This window comes from Streptomyces sp. NPDC090032, from assembly GCF_044748025.1.
In the GTDB taxonomy this organism is placed as follows: Bacteria; Actinomycetota; Actinomycetes; order Streptomycetales; family Streptomycetaceae; genus Streptomyces.
Genome location: NZ_JBIVFF010000014.1, coordinates 82,398 through 108,877, shown reverse-complemented (window position 1 = coordinate 108,877; position 26,480 = coordinate 82,398). Strand labels below are relative to the sequence as shown.

Below are 26,480 nucleotides of genomic sequence, written 5' to 3'. Positions count from 1 at the left end.
CAAGCTGTCACCCGTCCGGGGCCACCGCCCCGTGCCAGCCTCCGCACGCTCACGCACCGTCGCCTTCGAATGCGAACCAGGGTCTGGCTTCTATCGGCCTGCCAGCGGGTCATCGCGGGGTGTCAGGAGCAGTGGCGGCGGTGTGTGCCAGAGCGTGGTGGGTGAGGGAGCGTTGCCACCGGGCTTCCAGAGCTGCAAGAAGGCGGGCGTCGACGCTGTTTGCTACGTGGGCGTAGACGTCGGCGATGCCTTTGAGGGTGTGTCCCAGACGGCGGGCCTGGGCTACTTCGGGGATGTTGTCCTCGATGAGCCAGGTCTTGTGGGTGTGGCGGAGGTTGTGGAAGGTGAGGCCGGGTTTGAGCGCGGGCCAGGAGGTGCCGTCGGGCAGGGTGGTGCCGCGGGAGGCAGGTGCCCAGATCCGGCGGGCAAAGGTGGAGCGGCGCAGGAGTTTGCCCTTGGTGCTGGTGAAGACGTGGTCGTGGTTGTGGCGGGCAAGGTCTTGCTGGAGGAGGGCGTTGAGGAAGGGCGGAAGGGTGACGGTGCGTACGGAAGCAGCGGTTTTGGGCGGGCCGTAGCCGTGTCGGCCGTCGACTTCGAGGAGGTTGCCGGTGTCGGGGTGGATAGTCAGGGTTGCGGTCTGGGGATTGTGTGCGGGGCGGGTCAGGGCGGCGAGTTCACCCCAGCGCATGCCGGTGTAAGCAGCGGTGATCACGAGAAGGCCCTGCGTGGCGTCGGCGAGGTGGGTGATGCGCCGGGCCAGGGTGATGACCTCGTGTCCGTCGGCCCACAGTTGGTCCTCACCGTGGCGTTCGCGGCCCCGGCGGCGGGGGACGCGTACGGGGTTATCGGGGATGAGGCGTTCGGTGACGGCCGCGGCCATGACCAGGGCGAGGAGCTTGCCGATTGAGGTGGTGGTGGCGCGGGCGTAGCGCGGTTGGAGGGACTTGAGCCACACGGTGACATCGCTGGGCGCGATGAGGTGCAGGGGCATGGCCCCCCAGCGAGGAAGGATGTGGTTCTTGAGGAGACTGCGGTAGTGGGAGGCGGTGTTGGGGCCGATGTCGGTAGTGAGCCACCAGCGGTGCACCCAGTCCGTGAGCAGGGTCTCCCGTACCCCAGAGTATGCGGGAGCAGGCAGCACGGTCGCGGTGAGCTGCGGTGCGGAGGAGACGGACACGACTGGCGCGATTGGCGGTCGAGTCAGAGCCGACGGTGAATGTTCCCGTCGGCCGGGGCGCGTGGCCCGCCCGATCTCCGGGCGGGGCGGCAGGGCGCGTGGCACGAGGGTGACGGCCGCGGCGCTCGGTTCGCTTCCTTGCTCCGGGGTGGGTCGGTTGTCGCCGCTCGTATCGGCTGCGGTGCCGACAGTGTGGGCGGGCAGGCGCTGTGGCGGCCAGGGGGGTGGCACGTACACGCCCTGGGTGTGCTGCGTCGGCTGGAGCACGTACAAAGTAGCGGGAGGGGCCGGCGAAGCGGCGAACTCGACGGGGTGGACCCCCAAGGCCCTTGGAACGGCAGTCTCGACAACTGTCGTCGTGGGAGGGGTAGGTGTGGTGCGGGAGTCGGGGACAAGAGTGGCGGCGTGCTCGGCGGCTTCGTCGCGTGTGGGGAACACTCCGGCGGTTCCGGCACGGCCGTCCGGTGTCCAGTAGCGCACTCGGTAGCGGTTGCCTCGGCGTTCGACCCAGGCCATTAGCTTCTCCTGACTTTTTGCTCATCCCTCAGCGGTGCTTCGCCGCACGAGAGTTGAGGTGGGTGGGGGTGCCGGGGAGCGTCTGCACGTGCACTACGTGAGGACGCTTTCGGCGTTGAGCATCGGGTTATGTGCGCCCACTGGGCGCCGGACCATCAACGCTCCACCGGCAACCGAAGGGGAAGCGGATCACATGTGCGGGCCGTCACCCGCGCCGGGCGTCGGCGGGCCCGCGCTGCCCCGCCGCGACGAGACGCTGCAAGTCACCGGCGCTGAAGCGCAGATGACGGCCGATCCGGGTGTGCGGGATGGCACCCGCCGCGGCCTTCTTGCGCAGCCACGACGGCGGCACCTGAAGTACCTCGGCCGCCTGCTCTGCGGTGAACAGCCGCGCCACCTCCGCGCGATTGGTGCCCACTGCGGCGTTGGCCGGAGTTGACTGGGCGGTGTGCACGAGGTGGGAGCTCCGTGAGTCTCGCGTGGACCTCGTCCTCGCGCTGCGCGCGGCGCGGGGCGCAGTGCTGGTGGATGGCGTGGCTCGGCTCGACGAGGTAGGGGTCTCGCCCAGGGGTAGTGCGAGTAGAGAGGTGATGTCCGCAACTGCACGATCGGTGTTGGCTGGTTCTTCGGCAGGCTCGGAAGTCATGTCGCGCTCCTGGAGTTACGGGCGATGCTCTGCACGCTGACGCGTGTCGACGAGCACGGCGACACGCGTCTGCTTGATGTGGCGGAGGGCTCAGCGCGTTCTGGATAATCGCGCGGCGCCGGGGAAGCGGGGACGAGTTGGCCGGTCCGTCGCGTCGCGGTGCGGACCGGCGATGCTGGTCGGGGCGCCGTGTGTCGGTAGGGATGTCCGGGATCGTCGACGGCGGTTCGTAGTCGCAGTGACGCGGACGCCGCATGGGCCGTCGGCCCTGAGCGTCATCTCGGCCGAGCCGACTAGGCGCTCATTGTGGTCCGGCGTCTTCGGGGTGCAGTGGGCGCGCTGTTGTTCTTCTGCGGCCCAGTCAACGTGTCGCTGCCCAGGGGGCGGGCGGGGTGGGCCTCCGTGAGGAAGGAGTAGTTGATGGCGTGGGGTGGCCTGATGGGGAACGACGCTATTTCCCAGGGCGCGGGAGGGTGCGGTGTCGCTCCGCTCCCCAGGGACGCCGAGATCTACGCCTCCTATTGCGGAGCAGAGGCTGCCGATGCGCAGGCCGGTTCCGTGACGGTCGGCGGCGCAGGGGCCATCGGCCGGGTCACCGTCCTGTCCGCGTGGGAGTCGGACGGTATCTGCAGCGCGCCGATTGGGTGGAATCTGCTGCGGGACGTCCGGCCGATGTTTGCCGAGCGGGGGCGGGGTGTGTGGGGCGTCGTACGACGAGGGTGTCTTCGTGCTGGATGACTGCGACCGGCAGGCCACGGCGGCGGGCGTCGCGGACGTTCTTCATCTGGAAGAAGGAGGGCCGGGCGACGAGTTGGCCGTCGCGGATGCCGGCCAGGAGGGCGACGCAGCGTTCTACGGGGATGAGTCCGGCGCTCTCGGCCGCTGCCAGGACTGCGGAGGGTAGGTCGATGAGTTCGCCGCGTTCGCGCCAGGGGCGGGTGGTGATCACGGCGTGACCGCCGGGGCGCAGAAGGTGGCGGCACTGGGTGAGGATCTCGGTGAAGGCCTCAAGGAGGGTTTCGAGGCCGACGTGGGCGAGGTTCGCGGGGTCGTGGCTGTAGCGGTAGTCCTTCTTGACCACGCCGCGTTCGCCGCTCTCTCTGGTGGAGCGGACCTGGCCGTGGACGCTCGCCCCGTACGGGGGTGAGGTGAGCACGAGGTCGACCAGGCCGTGGAACGCGCCCGGGATCAGCGTGGCGAGCTCGCGGGCGTCGCCTCGGTAGACGGAACCGGCGCCCGGCGCGCCCTGGAGGTCTGCGTGGCGCAGGTTTTGGTCGGCGAGGTCGGCCCACTGCGGTTCGTATTCGGTGCCCAGGGCGTGGCGGCCGAGGTGGACGGCTTCGACGAGGGTGGTGCCGATACCGCACATCGGGTCGAGGACGAGGCCGCCGGGCCGGGTGTAGGTGGTGATGGCATGGGTGGCGATTGCAGGGAGCATCTTGGCCGGGTGGGCCGCGGAGCCGGGTACATAGCGGCCCTTGCGCTGGGCTGGGGCGGAGGTGGGGGCGGTGTTCCACACCGAGAGCGGGTACGGGTTCATGGCCGACTCCCCTGCGCACGCAGGACGAGCAGGTCGCTGTGGATGAGCCCGGGCAGGGCATTGTCGGGTGGGGCGGGGACGATGCGGTCGCCGACCGGGTGCCCGTGGACGATCACGATGTGCTGGAGGTAGCGAAATCCGGCGGTGCGGGCGCCCGCGACGAGATGGCCGAGCGGGTCCGTCAGCCCCTCGGCGTCACGGCGCTGGCGAGTGGCCAGCAGCAGGAGACCGTCTCCGCGCAGCAGGCGGTGGGTGCGGTGGAAGAAGCCAGGCCAGGCGTCATCGATGGCGCCCTGTTCCTCGCTGCCGTAGTGACTGTGCACACCGGCTGTGGGGAGTGTGTCGGGGTGGAGTTCCGCGAGGATCACCGGCGTGATGCGCGATGAGTTGAACGGGAGGCCGGGGGTTGTGTCCTGGGTGCACGGAATGCGGGCGTCCATACCCGTATCGGTGTCGCCGATGGCCAGGCGCAGGAGCGGGGCGGGCGTGCGACCCGGGCGGTGGGTGAACTCCGTGCGGATCTTTTCAATGGCCCATTGAGGCAGGACCTCCGTAGCGATGGGCAGGATCTCGGTGTCATGGGGGCCGGGCAGCCAGACCGTGGCCGGCAGCGGGGACGGGTTCGTCGTCGTACGGATCTGGGTCATGAGTGGGCGCGCTGAGCGGGCCGGGCGCCGAAACGTGCTGACACTCCCTTAAGGAGGATTTCGAGGCCCTATCGTGCCAACCACCGCCTCGATCTTGTCCAGCCGATCACACGCGTGGTGTTCACCGCTCTGTCCAAGCACTCGAACGCGACGTCCGGGCCTGCCTTGCCGACTGGAACGACCACCCCAAACCCTTCGTCTGGACGAAGACGGCCGACGAGATCCTCGACAGATTCGCCGCCTACTGCCACCGAATCTCTGACTCAGGTCACTAGGTGTATTGCCCTGGACCGTCCCCCTCGGCGCCCGCGAACCAGTCGCGGCCCTGGGCCCATTTGGTCGCCCAGCCCGTGAAACCGGGGACACCGGGCATCAGGGCGTTGGCCGACTGAGTACCGAAGGGCATCGCACCCTCGCTGGCGATCTGCCAGACGTGACCACGCTGTGGGCCGGTGACGATCAGGTGCCAGTACATGCCGCAGCCATCGGTGCCCAGCAGCAGCGAGCCGTGGTCGAACACGGAGTCCGTCCGGGCCTCGAACTCCTGCTGGGGCAGCGCCTCCTCGTCGCCCTCCGCCTCCCACAGCCATGCCTCCGTGAGGGGAAAGGGCTCGGCAAGCAGGCGTTCGGGGCGATCTGAGCCCCAGTCCGGAGGCGTTTGCGCCAGGGGCAGCAGACCGTAGTAGGGCGGTCCGGCGCGCAGTCCGTCACAGATCTCCGCCACGAACGTGCGGTACGGCTCCGGAAGCACGATGCCGTGCTCCGCCTCGAAGGACCGCACCTCCTCCCAGCCTGCTGGCGCCGCTGCCTCGGGACGGGACGCGAAGATCTCGCGGAGGGCGGCCAGCTCGACCGGGTCGCATCTTTCTGTGTTCATGCCAGCCATCATGCAAGATCCGAAAGAGACGCCCTAGGCGAGCCCGCCGCACAAGCAGGGCGACGAACCACACCAGCCACAGATTCAGTGTGTGACGGCCCTGGGGCTCAAGACGGCGGTTGAAGCGAAAGGCATCCGCTGAGGCGGACGCCTACTCGAGACCGCGGCCTGACCAAAACGCTCCAGGCGGTCAGACATCAGCGCCGCGTGCAGCGTGTTGAATGCCTCACGAAGTTCCAGCGTGGCGATCGGATCGACCTCCATCTGCAAGTGACACACGTCGTCGTCGCCATTGGGGGTCAGGCGCACGAAAAGGGCGAAACCGTCTCCGCCTGGCTCTGCGTGCAACGTCAGCGGATTGTTGCGACCGGGAGTCACCGCCGCCGAAAAGCGTCCACCCGACGGCGCGCGCAGGTGAGAGAGCATCCGCCCCACGAAGTCCACAGCCTCCGCAGCACTGAGATCCGCGGTGAAGTCAGCTGTCAGCCAGGAGCACCAATCTGCGGTGATCTGCCAGCTGTCTCCACCGGTCCGAGCCAGTTCCAGCCACACATCAGCGTTGCCGAGGCGTATCCGCGGCTGTTCCATCGTCGCCCTCCGACATCCCCGGCCTGGGCTCAAGTTCTTATGGGGCGGATGTCCGTCGTCGACAGTCGTCGCACGTCGTCCCCCTCCCAGCAACCCGGCGAACCTTCCCGGTCAGAGCACCAGAAGCGCACAGGACCAACGCAGTCGAACTTGCAGCACCAGTGCCAGGGAGAGGACAACCTTCGCCTGAACCTTGGCGCGGGGTGTGTGGCTGTATGACGGGCTGACTTATCCCTACTCGCGAGTGAATCGGCCCGTCGTGGCATCGACTCGGCAGGCGGCATCCCGCTACGAAGGACCTCACCCGTTCTTGACCTTCGAGGAGCTTCGTGCGCACCTTCGCCCGCACTACCGCCCTGCTCAGCGCCATCGCCGCGCTCACTATCCCCACCGCCACAACAGCCCAGGCCGCATCCGGACCCTTCGGCAGCCCCGGCAACGTCATTACCACCCCGCTCCGGTACGCGTTGAAGGCCCTGCCCATCGCGGCCGAGGACCGCACCGGCTATCAGCGCACCAGCTTCAAGCACTGGATCGACGCAGACAAGGACGGCTGCAACACCCGCGCCGAAGTCCTCAAGGCCGAAGCGTTCATGACCCCCGAGCAGGGCCCCAAGTGCAAGCTCACCGGCGGACGCTGGTACTCCGAGTACGACGACCAGTACATCGACGGAGCCAGCGGCCTCGACGTAGACCACCGCGTGCCACTCGCTGAAGCCTGGGACTCCGGAGCCTCCGACTGGACCGCGGCCGAACGCCAGGCCTACGCCAACGACCTCGGCGACGAACGCGCACTGATCGCCGTGTCCGCTAAATCGAACCGCAGCAAAGCCGACCAAGACCCGGCTACCTGGATGCCGCCCGCCGAAAGCGACCACTGCGACTACGTGCGGGACTGGATCGTCGTGAAGGTCCGCTGGCAGCTCGCCATCGACCCAGCCGAACAGACCGCACTCTCCGAAGACCTGACCCACTGCCCCAACGCCCCAGTGAAGGTCACCCTCGCCCGATAACGGCAACGCATCGCCCCCGCATTTGGGAGGGAACCACGGGTAGAGCCTGTTTTTCATCCGGAGCCCGGCGACGCCTGAGGTTTGTCAGTGGGGCCCGATAGCTTCGCCCCATGACGACACGTTCCAAGCCGTTGACGGCGCTGTCGACCGACCCCACTGGGAGAAAACTGGGTCTCAGCCTGCCGCCGGGCTCACTGGTGACCGAGACCAACGAGGGTCCTTGGCGTGAGCCATTGCTCTGGGTGGCCGACGGGACCGCAGCGCCCGGTACGTGGGCCCAGTACCTGCCAGCCCGGGATGCCGCCGGACTACAGCCGGTGCTCCTCCAAGACGAGCCCCGCATCGAGGAGTGGTGGGACGGCGAGCTGGATCCCGGCATGATGTCGGACCCCGGCGATCACCGGGCCGAGGAAGTTCTCAAGACGTTCTGGGAGTCAGAGGTATCGGATACGTTTGAAGAAGACGAGGGCGAGACCATCGCCCCGTTCACCGGTAGCTGGCCTGGGCTTGCATCGGCAGAGAGGACAGTGGCAGATCCGGACACGACTGCTGCGGACACTGCCGATGCTCTGATCAAGCACTCGCTCGACAGCCCTCGGCTGGCGCTGGTCCCAGTGGGCCGGGCTGCGGACCTCCCCGCAGCAATCGGCTGGTCAGGTCCGGTCAACTATGAGAGGGATGTCGCCCGTCGGTGTGCCGTTCTTCGTTCCTGGGAAGACCGCTTCGGCGTCCAGGTGGTCGCTCTGTCCTACGCGCGGCTGGACCTGTCCGTGGCCGCACCGCCGCAGACACTCGATGAAGCGCTCGCGGTCGCTGCGGAACACTTCGCGTTCTGCCCCGACAACATCTGGCAGGGATACGAGACCATCCGTCTCTACGCGGAGGAGGCACTGGTGGGTAACACTCACTGGACCTTCTGGTGGGACTGAGGAAGTGCCCGGCGCTTGAGGGCGAGGCGCCTTGCCATGATGTGGCCAGTTCAGGTGCGCTTCGCCGTGCTGCGGGAGGCGTTCGTAGTCGCGGGCGTCTCGACAGGACTTCATAGGCCAGCCGGCGGTCCGCTCGACATTCCAGCGGCGAGCAGGATGACGAAGGCTCTGGCACCGCGGAGGCTTGGGGAGCGGTCTCGGAGCATCACCTGGTCGCCCGGTAGGCCAGCAAGACTGATTGCCGCGCCGCGGGACAGCGCGCACAAATCTCCGTCGTGATCTCTCAACGCCGCCACCACAATCGTCCGGGCTTCGCCACGCGCACTGAGGATCACCACCTTGAACCATGTCATACGTGAGTACCGCCCCGCGGACGAGATTTCCTGGCTGCGCTGCCGAGTGCTCTCGTTCTTGAGCACCCCGTACTTCGACGACGTCTTGACGACCAAACCCCAGGTACGCGCCCCAGGCTTCTCACCGGTCGTAGCCACCGAGCTGGGAGCCATCGCAGGGATCGTTGATGTCGGCGTCGACGACGAACTGGCGACCATCGACACCTAGTCGGAGCGCAATGAGGTCGGGGTCTGAGGAACATCCATCTGGTTCCGCTGATACGACAGCACATCCGTTCCCTCGTTGCCACACTCTCCTGGTGTCCACTGGGGGCGGTGCCCGACGAGAGATTGCCGGTGCGTCCCCACTCGATCACCAGCTCGGCGACATGCCACAGCTTGATGCTCGTATGCATGGAGACCTCCCGCAGGACGTCAAAGGACTCACCCGGGCTCATGTGACCTGTGGCCAGCGCGTCACCGAGCGGCGGCGTACATCGTTCCCGCGCCGAGCATGCCCAGGAACTCAACCGGAAGGAACCCCGGTCCTGATCAGGGCTGCCGGCGAAAATCGGATCCTGGAGGCCTTTCTCGAAACGCTTGCCCGAGCGAGTCCCGTTAGTCGGCCGGACGGCGTGAGGTGGGTCTACCTGTCTGCGGCGTCGAGACTTGCGCGCATGGTGGCCTGGAGGTCCTTGCGGGCTTGGTGAAACTGTTCGAGTCCTTCGAGATACTCCGACGACGACAGGGAGAGTCCTGGGTGTGTGTCGAGCAAGTCGCGCCATTGTCGAAGGAGCCTGTACGCCTGGTCGGATTTCTCTCGAACGGCCGGTGGGGCTTGCAGGGCGACTCTGTATCGCTGCGTCAGCACGGAGGCATCGCGAAAAGCATCCAGGGCCGCCTGGTATCGCGCAGCCGTGTCGTTCTCCCTGAGGATGATCACGCGCAGGACGGACGAGCTGTCGTTCAACGCGGCAAGGTATGTGCTGTAGAGATCCCGCAGGGTGTCGTGCATGCGGTTTGCACGCTCGCGGCGGGATCGTGTGTGGTCAGCGATTAACGTCGAGCCGATCCCCAGCGCAGCGCCAACGACTGTGCCGAGCAGAGTCCCCCAGTTCATGACGGGCACCGTAGTCCGACCAGCTGGCCAAGGAAACGGGGTGCCAGTAAGAAGCGTGCGGGCGGGAGGCCTTGCGCGGTTAACTGCCCGCTCCTCCAGAGTCGATGCGGCTCGCCAACCGGCGGGCGCACCGACCGACCCGGAGGCCTTCCGATGCCGTCCTCGCCTACCCCGCTGCCCACCGACCGGACGGCTCTCGCCGTCGCCGCGGTCGGCTCCGCCCTCGCCGTGGTTGTCGCCGTGCACGCGCTCGCCCTCGTCCCCGCCCTGGGCGTCTGACTCGCCGTGCGGGCTGCGCTGTAGGGCTCTGAGGAACATCCGTGTCAGATCGTGCGCTAAGAGATCGTCTCGATTGGTGATCAACCAACGCTCCGTCACGCTGGAACGGGCTGTCAGTGGACAATCCGCGTGCACCGGTTGATCAGGGTAGGGAACACTGTGCTGATGAGCTCTGCAGCCTCCCAGACAGCGCAGGAACGGGCCCTTCGGCATGTTGCGGAACTGGCGTCGGGCCCTCCGATGGACCCGGCATTGCGGGTGACCCTCAACTTCCACCCGGACCGTCTGCTGCACGGCAAGCCGATCCTGGACGCTATGGCCGAGGGCGCCGTCTACCACTCGCAGTTCGTCACTGGGACCAGCAACGGCGGCCTGACCGCGCATCCGGGCGGCGACCGGTGGCGTTGGGAGAGCCGGATCTTCGACGGTGCGTACGACGAAGCGACCGCTCATGAGCGGCCTGTCTACGGGGCGTTGAACTTCCGCCGCAAGCCGTTCGGCGGGGCGCCGCGGTTCGGCTCGGCCCACTTCCGGCTGACGGCCCAGACGCTGACGCGGAGCACGTTCTGTTACCCAGACAGTTTCCTCGAACCGTCGGATTTCGGTGTCGCGGCCCGCATGGGGCTTATCGAGCTTGCCTGCGCCGATCGTCAGGACGAGCTTGACGACTACATCGAGGCGCAGGTGCACGCGTCGGTCCAGCTGCAATGCGATGTGGAGGCGCTGGTGTTGGACCCCTGCTACCGAGGCACGACGGTCGAGGTAGCGGCTCTGCGTCTTGGCTGCCCGGTGGAGTGGCACCCCGGCTTCCGACTCGGGGTTGAAGAACTACGACGTTACCCCGACTACCGCGGCCAGGAATACGTCGACTTGGGCACGCAGATCGCGGTCGACGGCATGCTCGATCCTCGGATCATCGGAGACTCCGCACGCGCGGGCCTCTATGACCTCCAGGCGGTCAAGAAGGTGTGGCACTACCTGGCGCGATTCGGGGCCCCCTGGAAGGCCATGGACAGATCGGTGGTTCCGGCGCCGATGGAAGGGGCTGTACTCGATGGCCTTCGTTGAGGGGCTGGTGCCAGAGGGGCTGTGGAATTTGTTCCGGGCTGTGAGACCGCAGATCCCCACGAGGCCGCAAGGCGGAGGCCGACGACGGGTCGACGATCGTGCGGTCCTCGCCGCGATCGTCTTCGTCGCCACGTCGGGGTGCACCTGGCGGCAGCTGCCGCCAGTCTTCGGCGCGCCTCATGGCAGACAGTCCACCGCCGGTTCTCCGAATGGACCGCGGCGCGGGTGTGGGCGAAACTCCACCGCCTGGTGCTGGACGAGCTCGGCGCCCGCGGGGAGCTGGACTGGTCGAGGTGCGCGATCGACTCCGTGAACATGCGAGCCCTCAAAGGGGGGATCTGACAGGACCGAATCCTGTCGATCGCGGCAAGAAAGGCTCGAAGATCCACTTGATCACAGAACGGACGGGTCTGCCCCTCTCCATCGGCATCTCCGCCGCCAACACCCACGACAGCCAGGCTCTCGAACCTCTCGTCCGAGGCATACCGCCCATCCGCTCCCGCCGTGGACCGCGTCGCCGCCGTCCGGCCAAACTGCACGGAGACAAGGGCTACGACTACGACCACCTGCGCAAATGGCTCCGTTCTCGGAACATCACGCCGCGCATCGCACGCAGGGGCATCGAATCCTCCCAGCGTCTCGGCCGTCACCGCTGGACCGTGGAGCGGACGGTGGCCTGGTTGTCCGGCTGCCGTCGTCTGCACCGCCGCTACGAACGCAAAGCCGAGCACTTCCTCGCCTTCGCCGGCATCGCCGCCACCCTCATCTGCTACCGAAGATTGACCAACTGAGACGATCTCTAAGGGCGCCGGGCCGGTTGGCCTTTTGACCTGGGGTGATTGAACGTCGGAGCCTTCGCGGGTCGTTGTTGCCGATCTCCGGAGAGCTGTTGTGGCAGTCGAGATCCTGACGGATGAGCAAGCGGCCCGGTACGGGTCGCTTTCACGAGGCGCCTTCGCGGGCAGAGTTGGAGCGGTACTTCTTCCTGGACGACGCTGATCGGGAGGCGGTGCAGGCCAAGCACAGGTCGCACAACCGGCTCGGGTTCGCGGTCCAGCTCACGAGCGCGCGGTTCCTGGGCCGGTTCATGCCGGACCCGCGGCAGCTACCGGCGGAGGTGGCCGACTACCTGGCCGAGCAGGTGGAGATCGCGGACGCCTCGGGCCTGAAGCTGTACGGCAAGCGGGACGGCACTGCGCCTCCCTATACGTCGCGATCCAGTCGCGGGCACTGCGGATGATGTGAAGCTGCCGCTCGGTGAGAGTCACGGTCGCGCTTCCGCACGAGCGAGCTCTGGGAGTGGCGTCCTGCCGTACTCGTCAGGGCATGCGGCGCAGGAGCCAGAGCAGCTGCCTGATCTCCTCGTTCCAGGCCCCAACGAGAGCCTTGGAACCCCCGTTTCTGATCGCGCCATCGCGCGCTTGGATGGCGATGTTCAGCGCAGCTTGAGGCGTGAAGTCCCCCCTCAGTGCGTTAGCCCAATCCCAGGCCAGATCCATGAGTTGGCCGCGGATCGCTTCGTAGGCACCAGTGCCGCCGGACGCTGCCTGCAGTGGCAGGGTCATCGGTTGGAGTGCCAACAGGTCAGCGAAGGTCTGGATCGGCTTGTCATAGACAGGGGCCGTGTCTGTGGCTGGGTCACGCCAGATCGGCACAGCTCGCGGGTGAATGTCGGTGATCGGCACGTGTACTGACGGTGGCCCCGCGGCTGAGTCGTCGAAGATGCGCTTCCACCAAGGAACGCTGGCTGCCTGTTGTCGCTGATGTTTTGCCCAGGGAATCAGGAGAAAGAGGAGTCGCGGCTGCTCAGGGGCGAGACGAGCGTTCATTGCCGCGCTAAGGAGCGCGGAAGTCTCCTCATAGGTGAACGCATCGTAATCGCCGCTCTGCGAGTCATCCAGGCGGCCAAAAACCCAGTATGGCTCCCAGAGTGTGGGAGACGCAGGGATCGGCATACCGTCGTTGCGCTGCCGGTACTCTGCTTCCGCCCACTTGAAAGCTCGTACCTCCGGACGACCAGCACCGATGTCCACTGCAGGAGCGTAACTCGATCTACTTGACCAGCCACGGCGACACCCTCTGCCGTGACGAACTGCCCCTTCGAGACGTGGTGGTAGGCGTGCCGCCGCCCCCGTACCTGACGCTGGTCTCGGCGAGCAGGTTGTCGAGGTAGGTGCCCATGTGGGTGCCGCTGGCCTCGGTGAGTCGAGAGGGCCACACGACCGCCGTGTCCGACAACCGATCGGTTGTTGGACACGACTCCTTGCGGGGGCAACTGTCAGTTTCCGTAGTCGCGTGCACGGATGAGCTGGGGATTCGGCGTCGTGTGCACGGGAGTATGAACTCGCCGGACGTGCCGAAATCGCCTGCGCTACGGTCGAGTTGTCCGTAGTCGTGTGCGCGACGGGGGGCTTCCGGATGGCAGAGGGCCCGGTGGCCGAGCGTGGGGTGCTGACCGCGTCGACCCAGACGTGGGAGACCGCGGTGCGGCAGGCCGAGGTGATCGGTCCGCTCGCCGCGAAGGGCACGATAGGGCTGGCCGAGGCGGACGAGGCTGCCGCGAAGCTGCGGATCTCCCGGCGCCAGGTGTACGTACTGCTAAGGCGGTGGCGCGCGGGTGAGGGCGTGGTGTCGGACCTGCTCCCGGGCCGTTCCAGCGGGGGCCGGGGCGGCGGGCGTCTGTCCGGTGACGTCGAGACGGTCGTCCAGGAGGTGCTGCGCAGGCGGTACTTGACGCGGCAGCGCCGCTCGGTGGCGGCCGTCTGCAAGGAGATCATGAGGCAGTGCCGGGCTCGTGGACTGCGGTCCCCGTCGCGGGGGACGGTGGTCCGCCGGATTGCCGCGCTGGACCCGGTGGCATCGGTCGCGGCGCGCGAGGGAAGCGAGGCGGCGCGTCCTCTCCGGTCGGCTGGGGGTGTGCCGCCCGCGGTCACCGGGCTATTGGAGCAGGTCCAGATCGATCACACGCCGGTGGATGTGATCGTGGTCGACGAGCGGCACCGGCTGCCGATCGGCCGGCCGTACCTGACGGCGGCGATCGACGTGGCCAGCCGGTGCGTAGTGGGCCTGGTGGTGACGTTGGAGGCGCCGTCGGCGACCTCGGTCGGGCTGTGCCTGGCGCATGCGGCGACAGACAAACGGCCGGGGCTGGAGCGCCTCGGCATGGAGGCGGTGTGGCCGATGAGCGGCAAGCCGCACGCGCTGTACGTGGACAACGCCGCGGAGTTCAAGAGCGAGGCCCTGCGCCGCGGCTGTGACCAGCACGGCATCGCCCTGCGCTACCGGCCGCGTGGCCTGCCCCACTTCGGCGGGATCATCGAGCGGCTGATCGGCACCATGATGCATCTGGTGCATGAACTGCCTGGCACCACGTTCTCCAACACTTCTGAGCGCGGCGCCTACGACAGCGACGGCAAGGCCGCGCTGGCCCTGCGCGAGTTGCAGAAGTGGCTGGCGTTGGCGGTGGCCTGCTATCACGGTGAGGTCCACGAGCGGCTCGGCCGCACTCCGGCCGGGGTGTGGGCCGACAAGGTCACCGAGGCGCCGCGGCCGGTGACCGTGACGAACGAGACGGCGTTCCTGGTCGACTTCCTGCCTGTGATCCGCAGGACCTTGTCGCGGTCGGGGTTCGTGATCGACCACGTGCAGTACTTCAGCGACGCGCTCAAGCCGTGGATCGCCCGCCGCGAGCGGCTGGGCCGGTTCGTACTGCGCCGCGACCCGCGCGACATCAGCCGGATCTGGGTCCTGGACCCGGACGGCACCGCGTATGTCGAGGTGCCCTACCGAACACTGTCACGGCCGCCGATCAGCACGTGGGAGCAGAAGGCCGCCGTGGCACGGCTGCGCGAGCTGGGCCGCGCCGAGGTCGACGAGAACGCGCTGTTCGCCATGGTGACGCAGATGCGCGAGATCACCGACGCCGCCGCGGCCACCACCCGCAAGGCCCGCCGCGACCGGCAGCGCCGGGACGTCGCGGCAGCGTCCCGGCCCCGCTCGGTGGCGCCGGCCAAGCCGCCCGCCCCGGTCGCGGGGCAGGACGACAAGCCAGATGCCGCTCCGTTCAAGGAGATCGAGCAGTGGTGAATGAGGACCAGGACGACACGGTTGACCTGGCGCACTTGCGCCCAGCCGCGCAGCAGATCGCGCGGCTGCCAAACGCGGAGCGCCTGCGCTACGTGCGAGCGGACCGGTGGATCGGCTACCCGCGCGCCACCGAGGCCCTGGAGCGCCTGGAGACGCTGCTGGCCTGGCCGGCCAAGCAGCGCATGCCGAACCTGCTGCTGATCGGACCGACCAACAACGGCAAGTCGATGATCGTGGAGAAGTTCCGCCGTTCCCACCCGCCGATCTCGCATCCGGACCGCGAACAGATCCCGGTCCTGGCAGTGCAGATGCCCTCCGAGCCGACGGTCATCCGCTTCTACACCGCGCTGCTGGCCGCACTCGGCGCACCGCTGCGCTCGCGCTACCGGCTGGCCGACCTGGAGCAGACGGTGCTGCGGCTGCTGCGGTCGGCCGAGGTACGGATGCTGGTGATCGATGAGCTCCACAACGTCCTCGGCGGCAGCGGCGACAAGCGCCGGGAGTTCTTGAACCTGCTGCGCTATCTCGGCAACGAGCTGCGCATCCCGCTGGTCGGCGTCGGCACCCGGGACGCCTACCTGGCCATCCGCGCGGACGACCAGCTGGAGAACCGGTTCGCTCCGCTCACCCTGCCGCGCTGGGAGGCGGACGAGGACGCCTGCTCGCTGCTGGCGAGCTTCGCCGCCTCGTTCCCGCTGCGCAGGCCCTCGCCGATCGCGAGTGCCGAGATGGCCGGCTACCTACTCACCCGCAGCGAGGGCACCATCGGCGAACTCGCCCACCTGCTCACCGACGCCGCCGTTGTGGCGATCGAGTCCGGCGAGGAGGCCATCAACCAGCGCACGCTGCTGCTGGCGCCGTACGCCGGGCCGAGCGAACGGCGCCGCCTGTTCGAGCGCGAGCTGACGTGAGCGGGCCGCGGCGCTGGCCGCTGCACCCGCCACCCGGCCCGCTGGAAGCACTCTCCTCATGGCTGGGGCGGCTCGCCGAGCTGTACGAGATGCCGGTGCACGAACTGCTGCGGCACAACCTCGGCCTCGTCGGTCTGACCCTGTCGGCCGATCTCGACATCGACCCGCCGATGACGATGCTCGCCGCGCTCGCGGAGAAGACCGGCGTGGACCTCGCCCGGCTGCGGTCGATGACACTGGCCGGCTGGGTGCCCTGGCTCTTCGACACTGTGCCCGTCGGCGCCCAGGACGCGCAGAAGGTCTTCGACACCTACGTCCGCGACAACTCCGTCCTGTTCGCGCGCAAAGCCGCAACACATCACGTACTGCGCTTCAAGCCGGAATGGGCAGGCCCGTGGCTTCTTCCCCGCCCCGCCCTGCGCGCCTGCCCGGACTGCATCGCCGACCCGGACCGCGGCCTGTCGCTCATGTGGCGGCTGGCGCTGATGACCAGTTGCGTCGAGCACGACTGCCGGCTCCTGGAGGTCTCCGAGGTCCGGGCCGCGCTGGTCCTGGGCCGGGACATCCCCAGGGAGCCGCTGCCCGCGCCCCGCGCCTCCCTGGACCGGCACACCCATCAGGCCCTCACCACCGGCCGGGTCACCCTGCCCGGCCGGAGCGTGCATGCCGGGGTGTGGTTCCGCCTCCTGCGCTCCCTCCTGGACGAGGTCAGCCTCGCCGCGAGCAGCCAAGGCACCTTCGGTAAGGCGGTGTTGCAGCAGATATGGCAAACGACCGGGCACCCGGAACGCGCCGGGCTGAACGTCTGGCGCCCCTTCGAACAGCTGCGAGAAGACCTTCGGGAGGCGATGTGGGACGCCGCCGCCACGGCGTTCCACCTGGCCGCCGACGGGTTGATCACCGCCCGCGGTCGCTTGGGGTCTGCACTACAGTTCCAGTTCCCCTACATCTACGACGGCGACGAGCCCTCCCCGTTCCAACGCGCCTGGCAGGACGCCATGGCCGCGTGGGAGGAGGCGTTCACCCAGGCCCGCACCGACCCGGACACCGCGCGGCAGATTCTCGGCATGCTCACCGGCAGCTGTCGCACCCTGGACGACTTTGAGAAGGAACGCGCCTGCCTGCGGGAGGAGGGCATCCCCGCCGAGTTCCTGCCCGATGCCCGCGAACTGGGCCGCCTCGATCTGATCTGACGGTGTTCCACTTCCATGGAAGTGGAACGGGTCGCCCGACGGGCTGTCAGGAGACGTGCATCCTGGGAGGATCGCCACCCGGTCCGTTCCGGAAGTCGTGCCAGAAAAGGCGTTCCGGAACTCCCTTACGGAGCCGACTTCCGGTACGGTCCGGCCATGCGAACCGACAACCACCACCCCGCGGGCGGGCTCGAACTCGCCTACGCGAGGGTCTCCACCACCAAACAGAGCCTGGAACGCCAACTCGACGCACTGAACGCCGCGGGCATCCCCGAGAGCCGGACCTACGTGGACAAGAAGAGCGGCGCCACCGTGGAGCGTCCCGGTTTGGCTGACCTGCTCGCCTACGCCCGCCCCGGGGACACCGTCGTCGTGTACACCCTCGACCGGCTCGGCCGAAACCTGCGCGAAGTCCTCAACCTCGTCCACGACCTCGGGGAGAAGAACATCGGCGTGCGCTCCCTGGCCGACCCGCTGCCGATCAACACCACCGACGAAGGCATGGGCCGCATCGCCTTCCTCCTGCTGGCCCTCTTCGCCGAAATGGAACGCACCTTCACCGCCGAACGCGCCGCCCACGCCCGCGCCGTCGCCGAAGCCGCCGGCCGGCGCATCGGCCGCCCCGTCGCCCACACCGACGACAAAATTGAATACGCCAAGCTCCTCAAGGAACAGGGCAGCAGCCTCGGCCAGATCGCGGCCAAGACCGGCATCCCCAAGACATCGCTGCACCGCTACTTCAGAGAAGCGACTCCCAGGGCGCCTGGATCCGAGGTCAGTCCCTGAGGGTGACCTTCCTCGCGCCGTTGAATGGGGCGAGGGAGGTCACTGTTCGCGGTGTGCGCAGCCCGTCGTTTCCCGTGAAGAGCTGCCGTGCCGCGGCGAAGGACACCTCACCGGCCGTCACTCGGGCTGCTTCGTCGTACAACTCGCGGATGTCGTCCGTCATTTCATTGTCGCTGCTGGCCCCGACTCCCCAGACGTCCCACAGGAGCGTTTCGACCTTGTTGAGCGCCGCGAGGTCCAGACGGATGCTGCCAGCCACGAACCACTCCCCGACCAGCGGCCCGTCTGGCAGCGGCAGTCCGTAGGACTTCGGGTCGGCCCCGCCGGTGCGGATGTGCTGCCAGGCATCGCCGGCGACCTGGAAGCGGTCGCGCGGGACGTCCACAGGATCAAAGCCCACCTGGTGCCTCTCCACAACCAGCGGGTCCGCCAGCTCCGCATCGGCGAGCAGCCAGCCGCGGACGGGGTCCCAGTACTCGGTGACCACGTGATCGAAGTGAAAGCCGTCCGTACCGAAGTAGTCGGCGAAGCCGGAGCGGATCCGGGCGGGTATACCGGCGTGCCGCAAGAACGAGCAGTGCAGCAGCGCGATGTCGCGGCAGATGCCCACGAAGCGGTCGCCCGGCGCACGGCGCTGGGAGAGCGGTGCGTCATTGCGGACGATGACGATCCGCAGGATGTCGTCCATGTAGCGCGTCTCGGCGTCGTTGTGCAGCCGGTCTTGCGGGATGGTGCACTCGAAGATGTCGCCCTCCAGCCGGTGGACGATCAGATCCCGGGCGATCCGGGCGAGTTCGCGCGGATCGCCCGGCAGGGCCGCGTACAGCGACGCGAGGTCCCCGGGGTCGGAGAACGTGCTCTGGGCGGCGTAGAAGGCGGCAGCATCCGAGGCGAGGCGGGAGATGGGCATGGCCGCCACCGTGTCAAATTTCCCCTGGAAATGTCCATGGATGAATGCCCGGCATGCAGGCCGCTTCGGACATCAGCGCAGACGACTCCGGAAGCTGACAGCAACTCGGGCCGGAGAATCGACTCCCCGTGTTCAAAAAGGGTGTTCATCAAGTCAGGGTGTTCAAGAACTCACTGAGGCCCTTTTCTGTACGCTGCCGTGCATGACGACTACCGCGGAGTGGGCAGACGCCGACAGCCAGATGGAAACCTTCCCGGCCAACGTGTCCGGCGCTCGAGTCGGGTACGGGCGTGTGTCCACGAAAGGCCAGTTGCTCGATCGGCAGATCGCGACGCTGACGGCAGCCGGCTGCGTACGGGTCTTCACCGACAAGAAGTCCGGCAAGAACGCGGAGCGCGAGGAACTGTGGAAGTGCCTGGACTACCTCCGGCCCGGCGACACCCTGGTGGTGCCCTCCCTCGACCGGTTGGGCCGCTCGATCCAAGACCTGATCTCGATCGTCTCCGGCCTGCGGAAGCGCGGGATCGGCTTCCAGTCGCTGCACGAATCCCTCGACACCACCACGCCCGGCGGCCGCCTGGTGTTCCATGTCTTCGCGGCGCTCGCGGAGTTCATCCGTGAACTGATCGTGCAGGGCACCCACGAGGGCCTGTCGGCCGCGCGGGCCCGTGGTGAACGGATCGGCCGGCCGCCCGCCATGACGGAGGAACAGGTGCGCCACGCTCGCGGCTTGCTGACCGATCCGGAGAACACCATCACGTCGATTGCCAAGCTCCTGGGCATCTCGCGGACGACGCTCTATAAGTACGTGCCGGAGTTGGCCGCCGGCCGGGACTCCCTCGTCCCGAACGCTCGCCCGTCCGTGCTGCCGACGCCAAAGTGACGGCGGTACTCGGTGATTGGCCGACCCTGGAGCCGCTGTAGGGCACCGCGGCGGTGAACACCTGGAACACCCGCCGGGCGGCAGTGCTGTCCTAGCTTGTCTGGTGCACCGAGCGCGGCTACGACGGACCGGCGGTGCCGGTCTAGGTGAAGCGGCTGACCACCTCTGCGAGGCCAGGGCGAGCCTGCTGATGCTGATGGCCAAGTCCCGAGGGATGAACCTCTCAGCCGAGCTCGGCGATCCGCTGGGTCCCTTGATTCCTCTGCGACACGATGAACCCACGCATTCGCGATAGAGCAGAACACTCTGTCACTACGGGGAGGAAACCCAAGATGCCTGAAGAGGACCACACCGCCGAACCGAGATTTCTCGACAACATCTTTGGCGGCAGCGCCTGGAGTGGCAGCTCCGGCGCCTCCACCGGCGCCTCCACCGGCATGGACACCTCTGTTTGGGCTCAGCTTTTCGGCAAATCCCCCGGCCCGGCGGTCACAAGGGTCCTGGACGACACTGACGCGTCGGAGCAGGGGCTTCGCGCCGTCGTGTTCACGCAGGCCGAGTTCAAGGGCGAGAGTCAGAGCCTGGCACCGGGCAGATACGACATCGCTGACTTGACCTTGCCCAACGACTCCATCAGCTCGATCATCGTCTCCAAGGGGCTGAAGGTCACCCTCTTCGAGCACGGGGGCTTCACCGGAAAATCGGCCCTTATCAACTCGGACACCGGGAGCGTAGGGGCGGACCTGCGCAGCAAGGTGTCTTGCGTGATCGTAGAGAAGGTCTGAGGCAGCTCCATGGTGGCCCTCGTGAGGGCCACCCCTTTCGGCCTTCAGCATGCAGCGCTACCACCGGCCCCTGATGTCCAGGCAGTAGGAGAACGGTCACTGCTACCGGCATAACTGTGACGCCGAAGGGACTCTATCGGGCCCTCGGCACGGGGCCTGAGGATGCGTCAGGCGGAGAGGTCGGGCGAATCGGCGATCGTGCGGCCGCCGGCTCCAAGAATCCGCCGCGGGCTCGGGGACGTCACCGGGTGGACGCCGAGCACTCCGCGGTCCCGCAGCTCGTCAAGGTCGGGGAGACGGATTCCGGGGAGTGCGTCGAGGAGGTCGGCCTGGGCGGCGCGGATGCTGTGCGCGTCCTGGGGCCCGGTGCCAAGGGTGCGGCGGACTGTCACGTGATCATCGTACGGGCGGCAACTGCCGCTCTACGCAGCATGCAGCTCGGATACGTGAGCTTATCCGGGATCCAGACGGCGTTCGCCGGGCCTCAGCCCCGCCGGCCGTGGTGGCCTGGCGTCTCCAGGGGCTCCGTGTTGTGGGGAGGGCGCCGGGGACGGCAACTGTCGGCCGTGCTTGATCGTCCCTTGGTGTATGACCACACCATCCCCGGAGCCGCCGCTTCCCTGGCCTCGCTGCGGTCACGGAGCTGCCCCAGACGATCCTGTGGGCTGTCGCGGCATTCGCGTGCGTGGCCACACCGCTTGTCTGGCGCATCTTGCTGACACCGAGCGGGATGCTTACCTGGCCAGCCTGCAGCCTGGAGCCGATGTCGACCACCGCGGCACGTTCTTCACTGCCCAGCTTCTCCACAAGCTCCTCCGCGCTCTTCATGACCGTGGCACCGGACAACCTCACCTTGGCGACGCCGGGTTCGGGTCAGCGACCTTCGAGGACAACGCAGGGTTCGGGTCGGCGACCTTCGAGGGCCACGCCGGGTTCGAGTCGGCAACCTTCAAGGGCGACGCAGGGTTCGGGTCGGCGACCTTCGAGGGCCACGCAGGGTTCGAGTCGGCAACCTTCAAGGGCGACGCAGGGTTCGGGTCGGCGACCTTCGAGGGCCACGCAGGGTTCGAGTCGGCAACCTTCGAGGACAACGCCTGGTTCGGGTCGGCAACCTTCAGGGGTCGCGCCGGGTTCGAGTCGGCAACCTTCGAGGACAACGCCAGGTTCGAGGCAGCGACCTTCAAGGGCAACGCCTGGTTCAGGTCGGCAACCTTCAGGGGTCGCGCCAGGTTCGAGTCGGCGACCTTCAAGGGCAACGCCTGGTTCGGATCGGCAACCTTCAAGGGCATGGCCGATTTCGGGATGGCGACCTTCGAGGGCCACGCCGGGTTCGAGTCAGCGACCTTCGAGGGCGGCCCATGGTTCCGCTCGGCGACCTTCGAGAACGACGCCGGGTTCGAGTTAGCGACCTTCAAGGGCCGCGCCAGGTTCGAGTCAGCGACCTTCAAGGGCATGGCCGATTTCGGGATGGCGACCTTCGAGGGCCACGCCGGGTTCGAGTCAGCGACCTTCAGAGGCAGCTCCTGGTTCCGCTCGGCGACCTTCGAGGGCAGCGCCCGTTTCGAGTCAGCGACCTTCGAGGACAACGCCTGGTTCGGGTCGGCAACCTTCAAGAGTCCGGTTGACCTTGGACCGTTTGTGTGTGCCGGAAGGGTGTCGTTGGCTGGTGCGGTGTTCGGCGGTCCGATGACCTTGTCGTGCGTGGCACGCCGGGTGGAGTGCCGACGAACCCGTTGGATGTCGACGGCCGAATTGCGGCTGCGCTACGCCACGGTGGACTTCTCCCATGCCGTCTTCGAGTACCCCCTCACGATCGCCGCGGAGGCCGCCCCCTTCATGCTCTCCGACGGGCGGCCAGTGACAGAACAGGCTTTTGCCGGCGCGCCTGACGCCACGGTGCGAATGGCCTCGATGCGTGGGGTGGACGCGGCCCATCTGGTTCTCGCCGACGTCGATCTGTCGCAATGCCTGTTCACCGGGACCGTGCACCTGGACCAGATACGGCTGGAGGGCGCATGCACCTTCGGCACGGTCCCGCCCGCAATGCATTGGCGGGGCTGGCGTCCGATCCGGTTCACCCAACGCCGCACCCTCGCCGAAGAACACCACTGGCGCGCGAGCCAACCAGGGGCCGTCCCGGGCTGGAACGTGGCCGTGTTCGGCGCCGGGCGCGTCGGGCCGTTGCAACTGGCGCCGGTATACCGCGCGCTTCGCAAAGCGTTCGAGGATGGCAAGCACGAGCCTGGGGCCGCCGACTTCTATTACGGGGAGATGGAGATGCGCCGCCACGCCGACGACATACCCCGAAGCGAGCGGGGTCTTCTGACTGCCTACTGGGCGCTGTCTGGCTACGGCATGCGCGCTTCCCGGGCGCTGGCGTGGCTCGGCGCCGCCATGCTCGTCACCATCGTGCTGCTGATGGGCCTCGGTCTCCCGAAGGACGCCCCGAAACAGGCAGCGACCGGCACCGTCCCGGCCGGCGGCGGCACCGTCACCTTCGAGATCGACAAGGCAGATCCCCAGAACCCCACCGGGGAAAGGTTCACCGGCAAGCGCTTCGAACAGGCCCTGAACGTCACCCTCAACTCAGTGGTGTTCCGCTCTGCCGACCAAGACCTGACCACTTCCGGCACATACATCGAGATGGCGTCCCGTGTGACCGAGCCCGTCCTTCTGGGCCTGGCGCTCCTGGCCGTCCGCAACCGTGTCAAACGCTGACTCGACGGAACAGTAGAACCCCTACCCGCGTGCTCGGGCACTGGCGAGTCGCGCCACAGGCGCCGCCCGCGCAGCGTAGGCCAGCGCGCACCCGTGGCTCGGCCGCCACAGGCTGGCCAGGTGGAGTACCCCGTCGCTGTCGCACTCGCCGAGGCCGTGCCGACGCTGCCCCGCGGCAAGGGCTGGTGGTACGAGATCAAGTTCGACGGGCACCGCACCGTCCTGTGGCGTGATGCCGAGACCGTCCGGCTGCAGGCCCGGTCTGGGCGGACGGTGACCTCTGCGTGGATGGATCTGGCCGTGGCCGGCATGAACTCGCTACGCCCCGGCACCGTCCTCGACGGGGAGGCCGTGATCTACAACGAAGGGCGGGTCGACTTCGCGGCCGCGCAGTCCCGCGCGGCCTCCGGCCCGGCCCGCGCCCGCGAGCTCGCCGCTGTGCTCCCCGCCTCATACGCCGTCTGGGATCTCCTCGCCCACCCCGAACTCGGCGACGTCCGCAGCCGCGCGTACACCGAGCGGCGCGCCCTCCTCCTCGACCTGCTCCACGACGTGCCGCCCCCGATCCAAGCCGTCCCCGCCACAGATGATCCGGACGTCGCGCAGCTCTGGTACGACACGCTTCAGGGCCAGGGCATCGAGGGCGTCGTCTGCAAGCGCGCCACGTCCCCGTACCGGGCCGGGCGGATCTGGAAGAAGGTGCGGCACTCGGACACCGTCGACGCCGACGTCGTCGGGTACGTCGGCCCGGCATCCAGGCCTCATCGTGTGGCGGTGCGGCTGCCGGACGGAAGCCGCGTGCTGTCGCAGGCGCTGACGGCTCCCGTCGCTGCGGATATCGCCCGGCACGTCCTCGCCGCGGGCCCGGGGCGCCGGGCTCGGACGTCGGCCGGCGAGGCTTACGTGACGACCAGCCAGGGTCTCGTAGTGGAAGTCCTCGCAGGGACGACCAGGCACGCCGTGGTGACGGTGACGCGGGTCAGGTAGCGCAGCCGACAGGGGACGCTACTTTTCGCTAGCGGAAAAGCGAGCACTCAGGCTGACCTTCAAGGCCTTCTCGCCGCTACGCAGGACCATCGGCGCAGCCGCAATCCGAGACGCGAAATACACTCTGTCTCTTTGGCTTCAAATTCGAACATGCGATCTAATCGAAGGCATGGACCCCAACACCTTCCCCCGCGACCTCGTGGAGGCCCAGACGGCCTGGTACGACGCGTACTGGCAGCTCGCCAGCGCCTCACCCGCCAACGGCACCGCTGCTTACCGCTGGCGCCTGCAGGAGCTGTCCAGGATCATCGCCGGGCACCCGTACTGACAGACGCCCGCCGGCACGCCTGCGGCCCGCATGGCCCTCAAGGAGCTCTCCCGCATCCAGGTGCGGCCGTGACGCTCACCGACCGCCAGATACGCATCATCCGCAGTGCCCGGGAGTGGATCACCCAGTACGGAGAGGCTCCCTCCGTGCGCGACCTCGCCGCGGCGGTCGGGGTCTCCTCCTCGTCGTCGATCGCCTACCAGCTGCGGCGACTACGGGAACAGGGCATCACGGTCGAGACCCGCGGCCGCCGCAGCGGACGGTGCCCGTACTGCGGGCATTGAGCCCTTGAGAGCTCTCCTGTGCGGGCGCTTCTACCGCTGGAAGCGCCCAGCCTCTTGTGCGACATCCCGTGGGTTGCCCTGAGTCTCCCCGAGTCCTGAACCCCGTGGCCTGGAGGTTCGTCCCCTTTCGCGCGGGACTTCGCAGCCTGAAGACACTTCGGGATTCCCGAAGCGCTCTCGCTCCGTCCGTTCGGTCAACGATCAGGGTGAAGGTGAGGGGTTGCTGAGAGATCTTCCAACAGTCGTCTCCGCCGCCTGTGCCAGCGTGCGACCGCTCTCAAGACTGGGGCCCGGCCCGCGCGAGCCCTTCGGCGGCTGATGCGCTGACAGGAGTTGCGACGCACCCGTGGCGGCCGGGGTGGCGCCCGTGTCCGGGTGCGCGCGAACGTTCGTTGCGGGCATCAGTGCGCAGGCGCACCCGGTGCACTGCCCACCGTTCGAAAGCGACCCGCAGCATCAGCAGTTTCGCTTCCCGGTTGATACCCGTGCGCTGCGCGTCCTGGGCGAGCCACGTACCGCCGATCTCGACCGCGTCCGGGATCTCTGCCGCACGCCGCCGATGCTTCTCCTGCCACCGCCAGTGCTCGAAGTTGCAGAACCTAGTCGATCCCACGACTCGCTTCGTGCGACGGTCGAAGGTCGCGAACGCCACGACAGAATTGGTCTCGCGCCCGGCGATGGTCCGCGCGACGTATTCACGCGCCTCCGTCTCGTCCGCAGGAACCCCGGTCAGGGCATAGCGATCCCGGCCTCCTTGAGCGGCTGCTACCAGGCCAGGGACATGCTCCATGCCCAAGGGTTCCAGCACTACGAGCTGGCCCATGAGGGGGCCCACATCATAGAAACCGTCCACAAAGCCCCCTCTTCTGCTGTCGATCAGCCCCGGCAACGGCGTCATGATCAGCTCTCCGACACGGGAACAGCAAGGCATATCCATCAGGTGGACGGGAGCGGCAGCCGGAAGCAAGTCAGGGCCGTCCCCTCATCGCACGCCATGACCCTGATACGCCGAGATCAGTAACGCCGCCCTACTGTCATCCTTGAAGGCCGGACAGCCCCGCGTGCCGGTCCGCCGGGGCGGAGTAGGGCCCGAGGACACGGGAGGCCATCATGCTGATCACCCACAGCGTCGACGGCGAAACCCTGCACGTGACCCTGTTGAGGCTCACGGTGACGGCGCTCCCTAGGACTGCCCTGCGATCAGTGCAGCAGGAAGCTCTCCGTGCAGCACCAACTCCTTGGGCAAGTTGAGATCAAACCTGCTTTCAATGATCTTGAGGGACTCAAGGTGGGCAACGTTCCGGTCCGTCTCCGTGGAGATACCCGCGTTCTCAACTTCACTGCGGATGAGATCTGGGCGAGTTCCGGTGATCTCATGCGACCACGTGTGCATGAACATGTCGAAGCCGCACATGTACTGTCCGTCGTGGTAGTAGGTGAAGAGGGGTGGGGGCAGCTTGGGGTTCTCCTGCTCCCAGTACAACTGGAATACGTCGGCGCCGTCGCCGGAGAGGCCGTCGGTGTATCCGGGGCCCATTCGGCCAGGCCAGTTGTCGCCGTGCGCTACCGCGAAGGCCAGCCCGTCGACCTCGCCGTATCGCACTGCGATGCTGTCACTCGTGCCTCGCTCCCGGTCCTGCCGCGCCAGGTGTGCCTCCAACTCCGCTGCGGTGTGGCCCCCTAGGGGGGCGGGCTCCTGATCGCTGGCGAGGCGGGTGACCAACTCCTCCGGGGTCAGTCCGTGGGCGAGGGTAACGCAGTACCCGAGCCAGGAGAGGTCAGCGCGTGCGATCCACGCGATGCCGTCGTCGTTCATCTTCGTCCTCCAACGGATGCTGGGGGCAGCACGCTTGGCGCCGCCCCCAGCCGGTGCTACC

Annotated in this window: 27 protein-coding genes and 3 pseudogenes; 18 read left to right on the top strand and 12 right to left on the bottom strand. The window is 67.7% G+C overall.

The genetic code is table 11. The annotated features are described in order from the left end of the window. Positions 1–109: 109 nt before the first annotated feature. The 4 genes from ACIPWY_RS31185 to ACIPWY_RS31170 form a co-directional block, all read right to left on the bottom strand. Positions 110–1,177 (bottom strand): tyrosine-type recombinase/integrase, encoded by a 1,068-nt coding sequence (locus ACIPWY_RS31185; RefSeq protein WP_401535988.1) that lies wholly within the window; start codon positions 1,175–1,177, stop codon positions 110–112. A 721-nt stretch (positions 1,178–1,898) separates the two neighbouring features. Next, entirely contained in the window at positions 1,899–2,147 is a 249-nt protein-coding gene (locus ACIPWY_RS31180; RefSeq protein WP_401535985.1) for a helix-turn-helix domain-containing protein, read from the bottom strand. A 784-nt stretch (positions 2,148–2,931) separates the two neighbouring features. After that, positions 2,932–3,879, bottom strand: coding sequence for a TRM11 family SAM-dependent methyltransferase (locus tag ACIPWY_RS31175; protein ID WP_401535983.1), 948 nt, complete (start codon positions 3,877–3,879; stop codon positions 2,932–2,934). Next, entirely contained in the window at positions 3,876–4,526 is a 651-nt protein-coding gene (locus tag ACIPWY_RS31170) for a hypothetical protein (RefSeq protein ID WP_401535981.1), read from the bottom strand. Before ACIPWY_RS31170 ends, ACIPWY_RS31175 begins: the two co-directional genes overlap by 4 nt. A gap of 113 nt (positions 4,527–4,639) precedes the next feature. Here ACIPWY_RS31170 and ACIPWY_RS31165 point away from each other — a divergent pair. Beyond that, positions 4,640–4,801 (top strand): annotated as a pseudogene (locus tag ACIPWY_RS31165) (IS630 family transposase); the annotation flags it as partial. Here the strand turns inward: ACIPWY_RS31165 and ACIPWY_RS31160 are convergent. Then, a complete protein-coding gene (locus ACIPWY_RS31160) occupies positions 4,798–5,415 on the bottom strand; it encodes an SMI1/KNR4 family protein (RefSeq protein ID WP_401535978.1) in 618 nt (205 codons plus the stop codon). The pseudogene ACIPWY_RS31165 and the gene ACIPWY_RS31160 sit on opposite strands and share 4 nt — an antisense overlap. 72 nt (positions 5,416–5,487) lie before the next feature. Further along, positions 5,488–5,991: a hypothetical protein gene (locus tag ACIPWY_RS31155; protein ID WP_401535976.1), complete on the bottom strand. Its 504-nt coding sequence runs from the start codon at positions 5,989–5,991 to the stop codon at positions 5,488–5,490. Positions 5,992–6,320: 329 nt separating this feature from the next. Between ACIPWY_RS31155 and ACIPWY_RS31150 the strand changes: the two genes are divergently transcribed. The 3 genes from ACIPWY_RS31150 to ACIPWY_RS31140 all read left to right on the top strand — a co-directional run bounded on the left by ACIPWY_RS31150 (position 6,321) and on the right by ACIPWY_RS31140 (position 8,494). Next, positions 6,321–7,004, top strand: a complete 684-nt coding sequence (locus ACIPWY_RS31150) for an HNH endonuclease family protein (RefSeq protein ID WP_401535974.1) — start codon at positions 6,321–6,323, stop codon at positions 7,002–7,004. A gap of 110 nt (positions 7,005–7,114) precedes the next feature. After that, positions 7,115–7,933 carry a DUF4253 domain-containing protein gene (locus ACIPWY_RS31145; protein ID WP_401535972.1) on the top strand — a complete coding sequence of 273 codons (819 nt, stop codon included), beginning with the start codon at positions 7,115–7,117 and terminating at the stop codon, positions 7,931–7,933. 339 nt (positions 7,934–8,272) lie between these two features. Next, complete coding sequence (locus ACIPWY_RS31140) at positions 8,273–8,494, top strand: hypothetical protein (protein ID WP_401535970.1); 222 nt, start codon at positions 8,273–8,275, stop codon at positions 8,492–8,494. A 417-nt stretch (positions 8,495–8,911) separates the two neighbouring features. Here the strand turns inward: ACIPWY_RS31140 and ACIPWY_RS31135 are convergent, their stop codons facing one another. Next, complete coding sequence (locus tag ACIPWY_RS31135) at positions 8,912–9,385, bottom strand: hypothetical protein (protein WP_401535968.1); 474 nt, start codon at positions 9,383–9,385, stop codon at positions 8,912–8,914. A gap of 153 nt (positions 9,386–9,538) precedes the next feature. Here ACIPWY_RS31135 and ACIPWY_RS31130 point away from each other — a divergent pair, with 153 nt between their 5' ends. From ACIPWY_RS31130 to ACIPWY_RS31115, 4 genes and pseudogenes are all read left to right on the top strand, one after another. Then, the gene (locus ACIPWY_RS31130) at positions 9,539–9,664 is read left to right on the top strand and encodes a hypothetical protein (protein ID WP_401535966.1); all 126 of its coding nucleotides are present in this window, start codon (positions 9,539–9,541) and stop codon (positions 9,662–9,664) included. Positions 9,665–9,829: 165 nt separating this feature from the next. Continuing rightward, positions 9,830–10,732 carry a DUF3626 domain-containing protein gene (locus ACIPWY_RS31125; RefSeq protein ID WP_401535964.1) on the top strand — a complete coding sequence of 301 codons (903 nt, stop codon included), beginning with the start codon at positions 9,830–9,832 and terminating at the stop codon, positions 10,730–10,732. Beyond that, positions 10,719–11,523, top strand: a pseudogene (locus ACIPWY_RS31120) (IS5 family transposase). Before ACIPWY_RS31125 ends, ACIPWY_RS31120 begins: the two are co-directional and overlap by 14 nt. Before the next feature lie 100 nt (positions 11,524–11,623). Beyond that, a pseudogene (locus ACIPWY_RS31115) lies at positions 11,624–11,930 on the top strand (DUF4158 domain-containing protein); the annotation flags it as partial. Between the two features lie 121 nt (positions 11,931–12,051). Here the strand turns inward: ACIPWY_RS31115 and ACIPWY_RS31110 are convergent. Continuing rightward, positions 12,052–12,765 carry a hypothetical protein gene (locus tag ACIPWY_RS31110; RefSeq protein WP_401535962.1) on the bottom strand — a complete coding sequence of 238 codons (714 nt, stop codon included), beginning with the start codon at positions 12,763–12,765 and terminating at the stop codon, positions 12,052–12,054. A gap of 385 nt (positions 12,766–13,150) precedes the next feature. On the opposite strand from ACIPWY_RS31110, the gene ACIPWY_RS31105 reads away from it, so the two are divergent. The 4 genes from ACIPWY_RS31105 (at position 13,151) to ACIPWY_RS31090 (ending at position 17,708) form a co-directional block, all read left to right on the top strand. Continuing rightward, a complete protein-coding gene (locus tag ACIPWY_RS31105) occupies positions 13,151–14,818 on the top strand; it encodes a Mu transposase C-terminal domain-containing protein (protein WP_401535960.1) in 1,668 nt (555 codons plus the stop codon). Further along, positions 14,815–15,729 carry a TniB family NTP-binding protein gene (locus tag ACIPWY_RS31100; protein ID WP_401535958.1) on the top strand — a complete coding sequence of 305 codons (915 nt, stop codon included), beginning with the start codon at positions 14,815–14,817 and terminating at the stop codon, positions 15,727–15,729. The genes ACIPWY_RS31105 and ACIPWY_RS31100 overlap by 4 nt, the downstream gene beginning before the upstream one ends. Further along, positions 15,726–16,922: a TniQ family protein gene (locus ACIPWY_RS31095; RefSeq protein ID WP_401535956.1), complete on the top strand. Its 1,197-nt coding sequence runs from the start codon at positions 15,726–15,728 to the stop codon at positions 16,920–16,922. The genes ACIPWY_RS31100 and ACIPWY_RS31095 overlap by 4 nt, the downstream gene beginning before the upstream one ends. A gap of 156 nt (positions 16,923–17,078) precedes the next feature. Beyond that, complete coding sequence (locus ACIPWY_RS31090) at positions 17,079–17,708, top strand: recombinase family protein (protein WP_401535954.1); 630 nt, start codon at positions 17,079–17,081, stop codon at positions 17,706–17,708. Here ACIPWY_RS31090 and ACIPWY_RS31085 read toward each other — a convergent pair. Beyond that, positions 17,698–18,618 (bottom strand): transglutaminase-like domain-containing protein, encoded by a 921-nt coding sequence (locus ACIPWY_RS31085; RefSeq protein ID WP_401535952.1) that lies wholly within the window; start codon positions 18,616–18,618, stop codon positions 17,698–17,700. The two genes, ACIPWY_RS31090 and ACIPWY_RS31085, sit on opposite strands and share 11 nt — an antisense overlap. Between ACIPWY_RS31085 and ACIPWY_RS31080 the strand changes: the two genes are divergently transcribed. Both ACIPWY_RS31080 and ACIPWY_RS31075 read left to right on the top strand, forming a co-directional pair. After that, positions 18,617–19,501, top strand: coding sequence for a recombinase family protein (locus ACIPWY_RS31080; protein ID WP_401535950.1), 885 nt, complete (start codon positions 18,617–18,619; stop codon positions 19,499–19,501). The two genes, ACIPWY_RS31085 and ACIPWY_RS31080, sit on opposite strands and share 2 nt — an antisense overlap. A 332-nt stretch (positions 19,502–19,833) precedes the next feature. Continuing rightward, complete coding sequence (locus tag ACIPWY_RS31075) at positions 19,834–20,286, top strand: hypothetical protein (protein WP_401535948.1); 453 nt, start codon at positions 19,834–19,836, stop codon at positions 20,284–20,286. 167 nt (positions 20,287–20,453) lie between these two features. Here the strand turns inward: ACIPWY_RS31075 and ACIPWY_RS31070 are convergent, their stop codons facing one another. Next, on the bottom strand, positions 20,454–20,678 hold the full coding sequence (locus ACIPWY_RS31070) for a hypothetical protein (RefSeq protein WP_401535946.1): 225 nt from the start codon (positions 20,676–20,678) through the stop codon (positions 20,454–20,456). Positions 20,679–20,967: 289 nt separating this feature from the next. On the opposite strand from ACIPWY_RS31070, the gene ACIPWY_RS31065 reads away from it, so the two are divergent. From ACIPWY_RS31065 to ACIPWY_RS31050, 4 genes are all read left to right on the top strand, one after another. After that, a complete protein-coding gene (locus tag ACIPWY_RS31065; RefSeq protein WP_401535944.1) occupies positions 20,968–23,004 on the top strand; it encodes a pentapeptide repeat-containing protein in 2,037 nt (678 codons plus the stop codon). A 120-nt stretch (positions 23,005–23,124) separates the two neighbouring features. After that, a complete protein-coding gene (locus tag ACIPWY_RS31060) occupies positions 23,125–23,991 on the top strand; it encodes a DNA ligase (protein WP_393705271.1) in 867 nt (288 codons plus the stop codon). 169 nt (positions 23,992–24,160) lie between these two features. Continuing rightward, on the top strand, positions 24,161–24,319 hold the full coding sequence (locus tag ACIPWY_RS31055) for a hypothetical protein (protein WP_393705272.1): 159 nt from the start codon (positions 24,161–24,163) through the stop codon (positions 24,317–24,319). Positions 24,320–24,387: 68 nt separating this feature from the next. Continuing rightward, positions 24,388–24,603, top strand: a complete 216-nt coding sequence (locus tag ACIPWY_RS31050; RefSeq protein WP_393705273.1) for a hypothetical protein — start codon at positions 24,388–24,390, stop codon at positions 24,601–24,603. A 277-nt stretch (positions 24,604–24,880) separates the two neighbouring features. Here ACIPWY_RS31050 and ACIPWY_RS31045 read toward each other — a convergent pair whose 3' ends face one another. Both ACIPWY_RS31045 and ACIPWY_RS31040 read right to left on the bottom strand, forming a co-directional pair. Further along, positions 24,881–25,501, bottom strand: coding sequence for a GNAT family N-acetyltransferase (locus tag ACIPWY_RS31045; RefSeq protein ID WP_393705274.1), 621 nt, complete (start codon positions 25,499–25,501; stop codon positions 24,881–24,883). A 285-nt stretch (positions 25,502–25,786) separates the two neighbouring features. Next, the gene (locus tag ACIPWY_RS31040) at positions 25,787–26,419 is read right to left on the bottom strand and encodes a DUF6461 domain-containing protein (RefSeq protein ID WP_393705275.1); all 633 of its coding nucleotides are present in this window, start codon (positions 26,417–26,419) and stop codon (positions 25,787–25,789) included. Between the last annotated feature and the right edge of the window lie 61 nt (positions 26,420–26,480).

Excerpts from the sequence above, each read along its gene's own strand:
- ACIPWY_RS31155 (WP_401535976.1), bottom strand. The coding sequence starts at position 5,991 with ATGGAACAGCCGCGGATACGCCTCGGCAACGCTGATGTGTGGCTGGAA.
- ACIPWY_RS31040 (WP_393705275.1), bottom strand. The coding sequence starts at position 26,419 with ATGAACGACGACGGCATCGCGTGGATCGCACGCGCTGACCTCTCCTGG.
- ACIPWY_RS31090 (WP_401535954.1), top strand. The coding sequence starts at position 17,079 with ATGCGAACCGACAACCACCACCCCGCGGGCGGGCTCGAACTCGCCTAC.
- ACIPWY_RS31085 (WP_401535952.1), bottom strand. The coding sequence starts at position 18,618 with ATGCCCATCTCCCGCCTCGCCTCGGATGCTGCCGCCTTCTACGCCGCC.
- ACIPWY_RS31075 (WP_401535948.1), top strand. The coding sequence starts at position 19,834 with ATGCCTGAAGAGGACCACACCGCCGAACCGAGATTTCTCGACAACATC.
- ACIPWY_RS31145 (WP_401535972.1), top strand. The coding sequence starts at position 7,115 with ATGACGACACGTTCCAAGCCGTTGACGGCGCTGTCGACCGACCCCACT.
- ACIPWY_RS31055 (WP_393705272.1), top strand. The coding sequence starts at position 24,161 with ATGGACCCCAACACCTTCCCCCGCGACCTCGTGGAGGCCCAGACGGCC.
- ACIPWY_RS31160 (WP_401535978.1), bottom strand. The coding sequence starts at position 5,415 with ATGATGGCTGGCATGAACACAGAAAGATGCGACCCGGTCGAGCTGGCC.
- ACIPWY_RS31080 (WP_401535950.1), top strand. The coding sequence starts at position 18,617 with ATGGCCGCCACCGTGTCAAATTTCCCCTGGAAATGTCCATGGATGAAT.
- ACIPWY_RS31105 (WP_401535960.1), top strand. The coding sequence starts at position 13,151 with ATGGCAGAGGGCCCGGTGGCCGAGCGTGGGGTGCTGACCGCGTCGACC.
- ACIPWY_RS31125 (WP_401535964.1), top strand. The coding sequence starts at position 9,830 with ATGAGCTCTGCAGCCTCCCAGACAGCGCAGGAACGGGCCCTTCGGCAT.
- ACIPWY_RS31130 (WP_401535966.1), top strand. The coding sequence starts at position 9,539 with ATGCCGTCCTCGCCTACCCCGCTGCCCACCGACCGGACGGCTCTCGCC.
- ACIPWY_RS31170 (WP_401535981.1), bottom strand. The coding sequence starts at position 4,526 with ATGACCCAGATCCGTACGACGACGAACCCGTCCCCGCTGCCGGCCACG.
- ACIPWY_RS31175 (WP_401535983.1), bottom strand. The coding sequence starts at position 3,879 with ATGAACCCGTACCCGCTCTCGGTGTGGAACACCGCCCCCACCTCCGCC.
- ACIPWY_RS31045 (WP_393705274.1), bottom strand. The coding sequence starts at position 25,501 with ATGACGCCGTTGCCGGGGCTGATCGACAGCAGAAGAGGGGGCTTTGTG.
- ACIPWY_RS31135 (WP_401535968.1), bottom strand. The coding sequence starts at position 9,385 with ATGAACTGGGGGACTCTGCTCGGCACAGTCGTTGGCGCTGCGCTGGGG.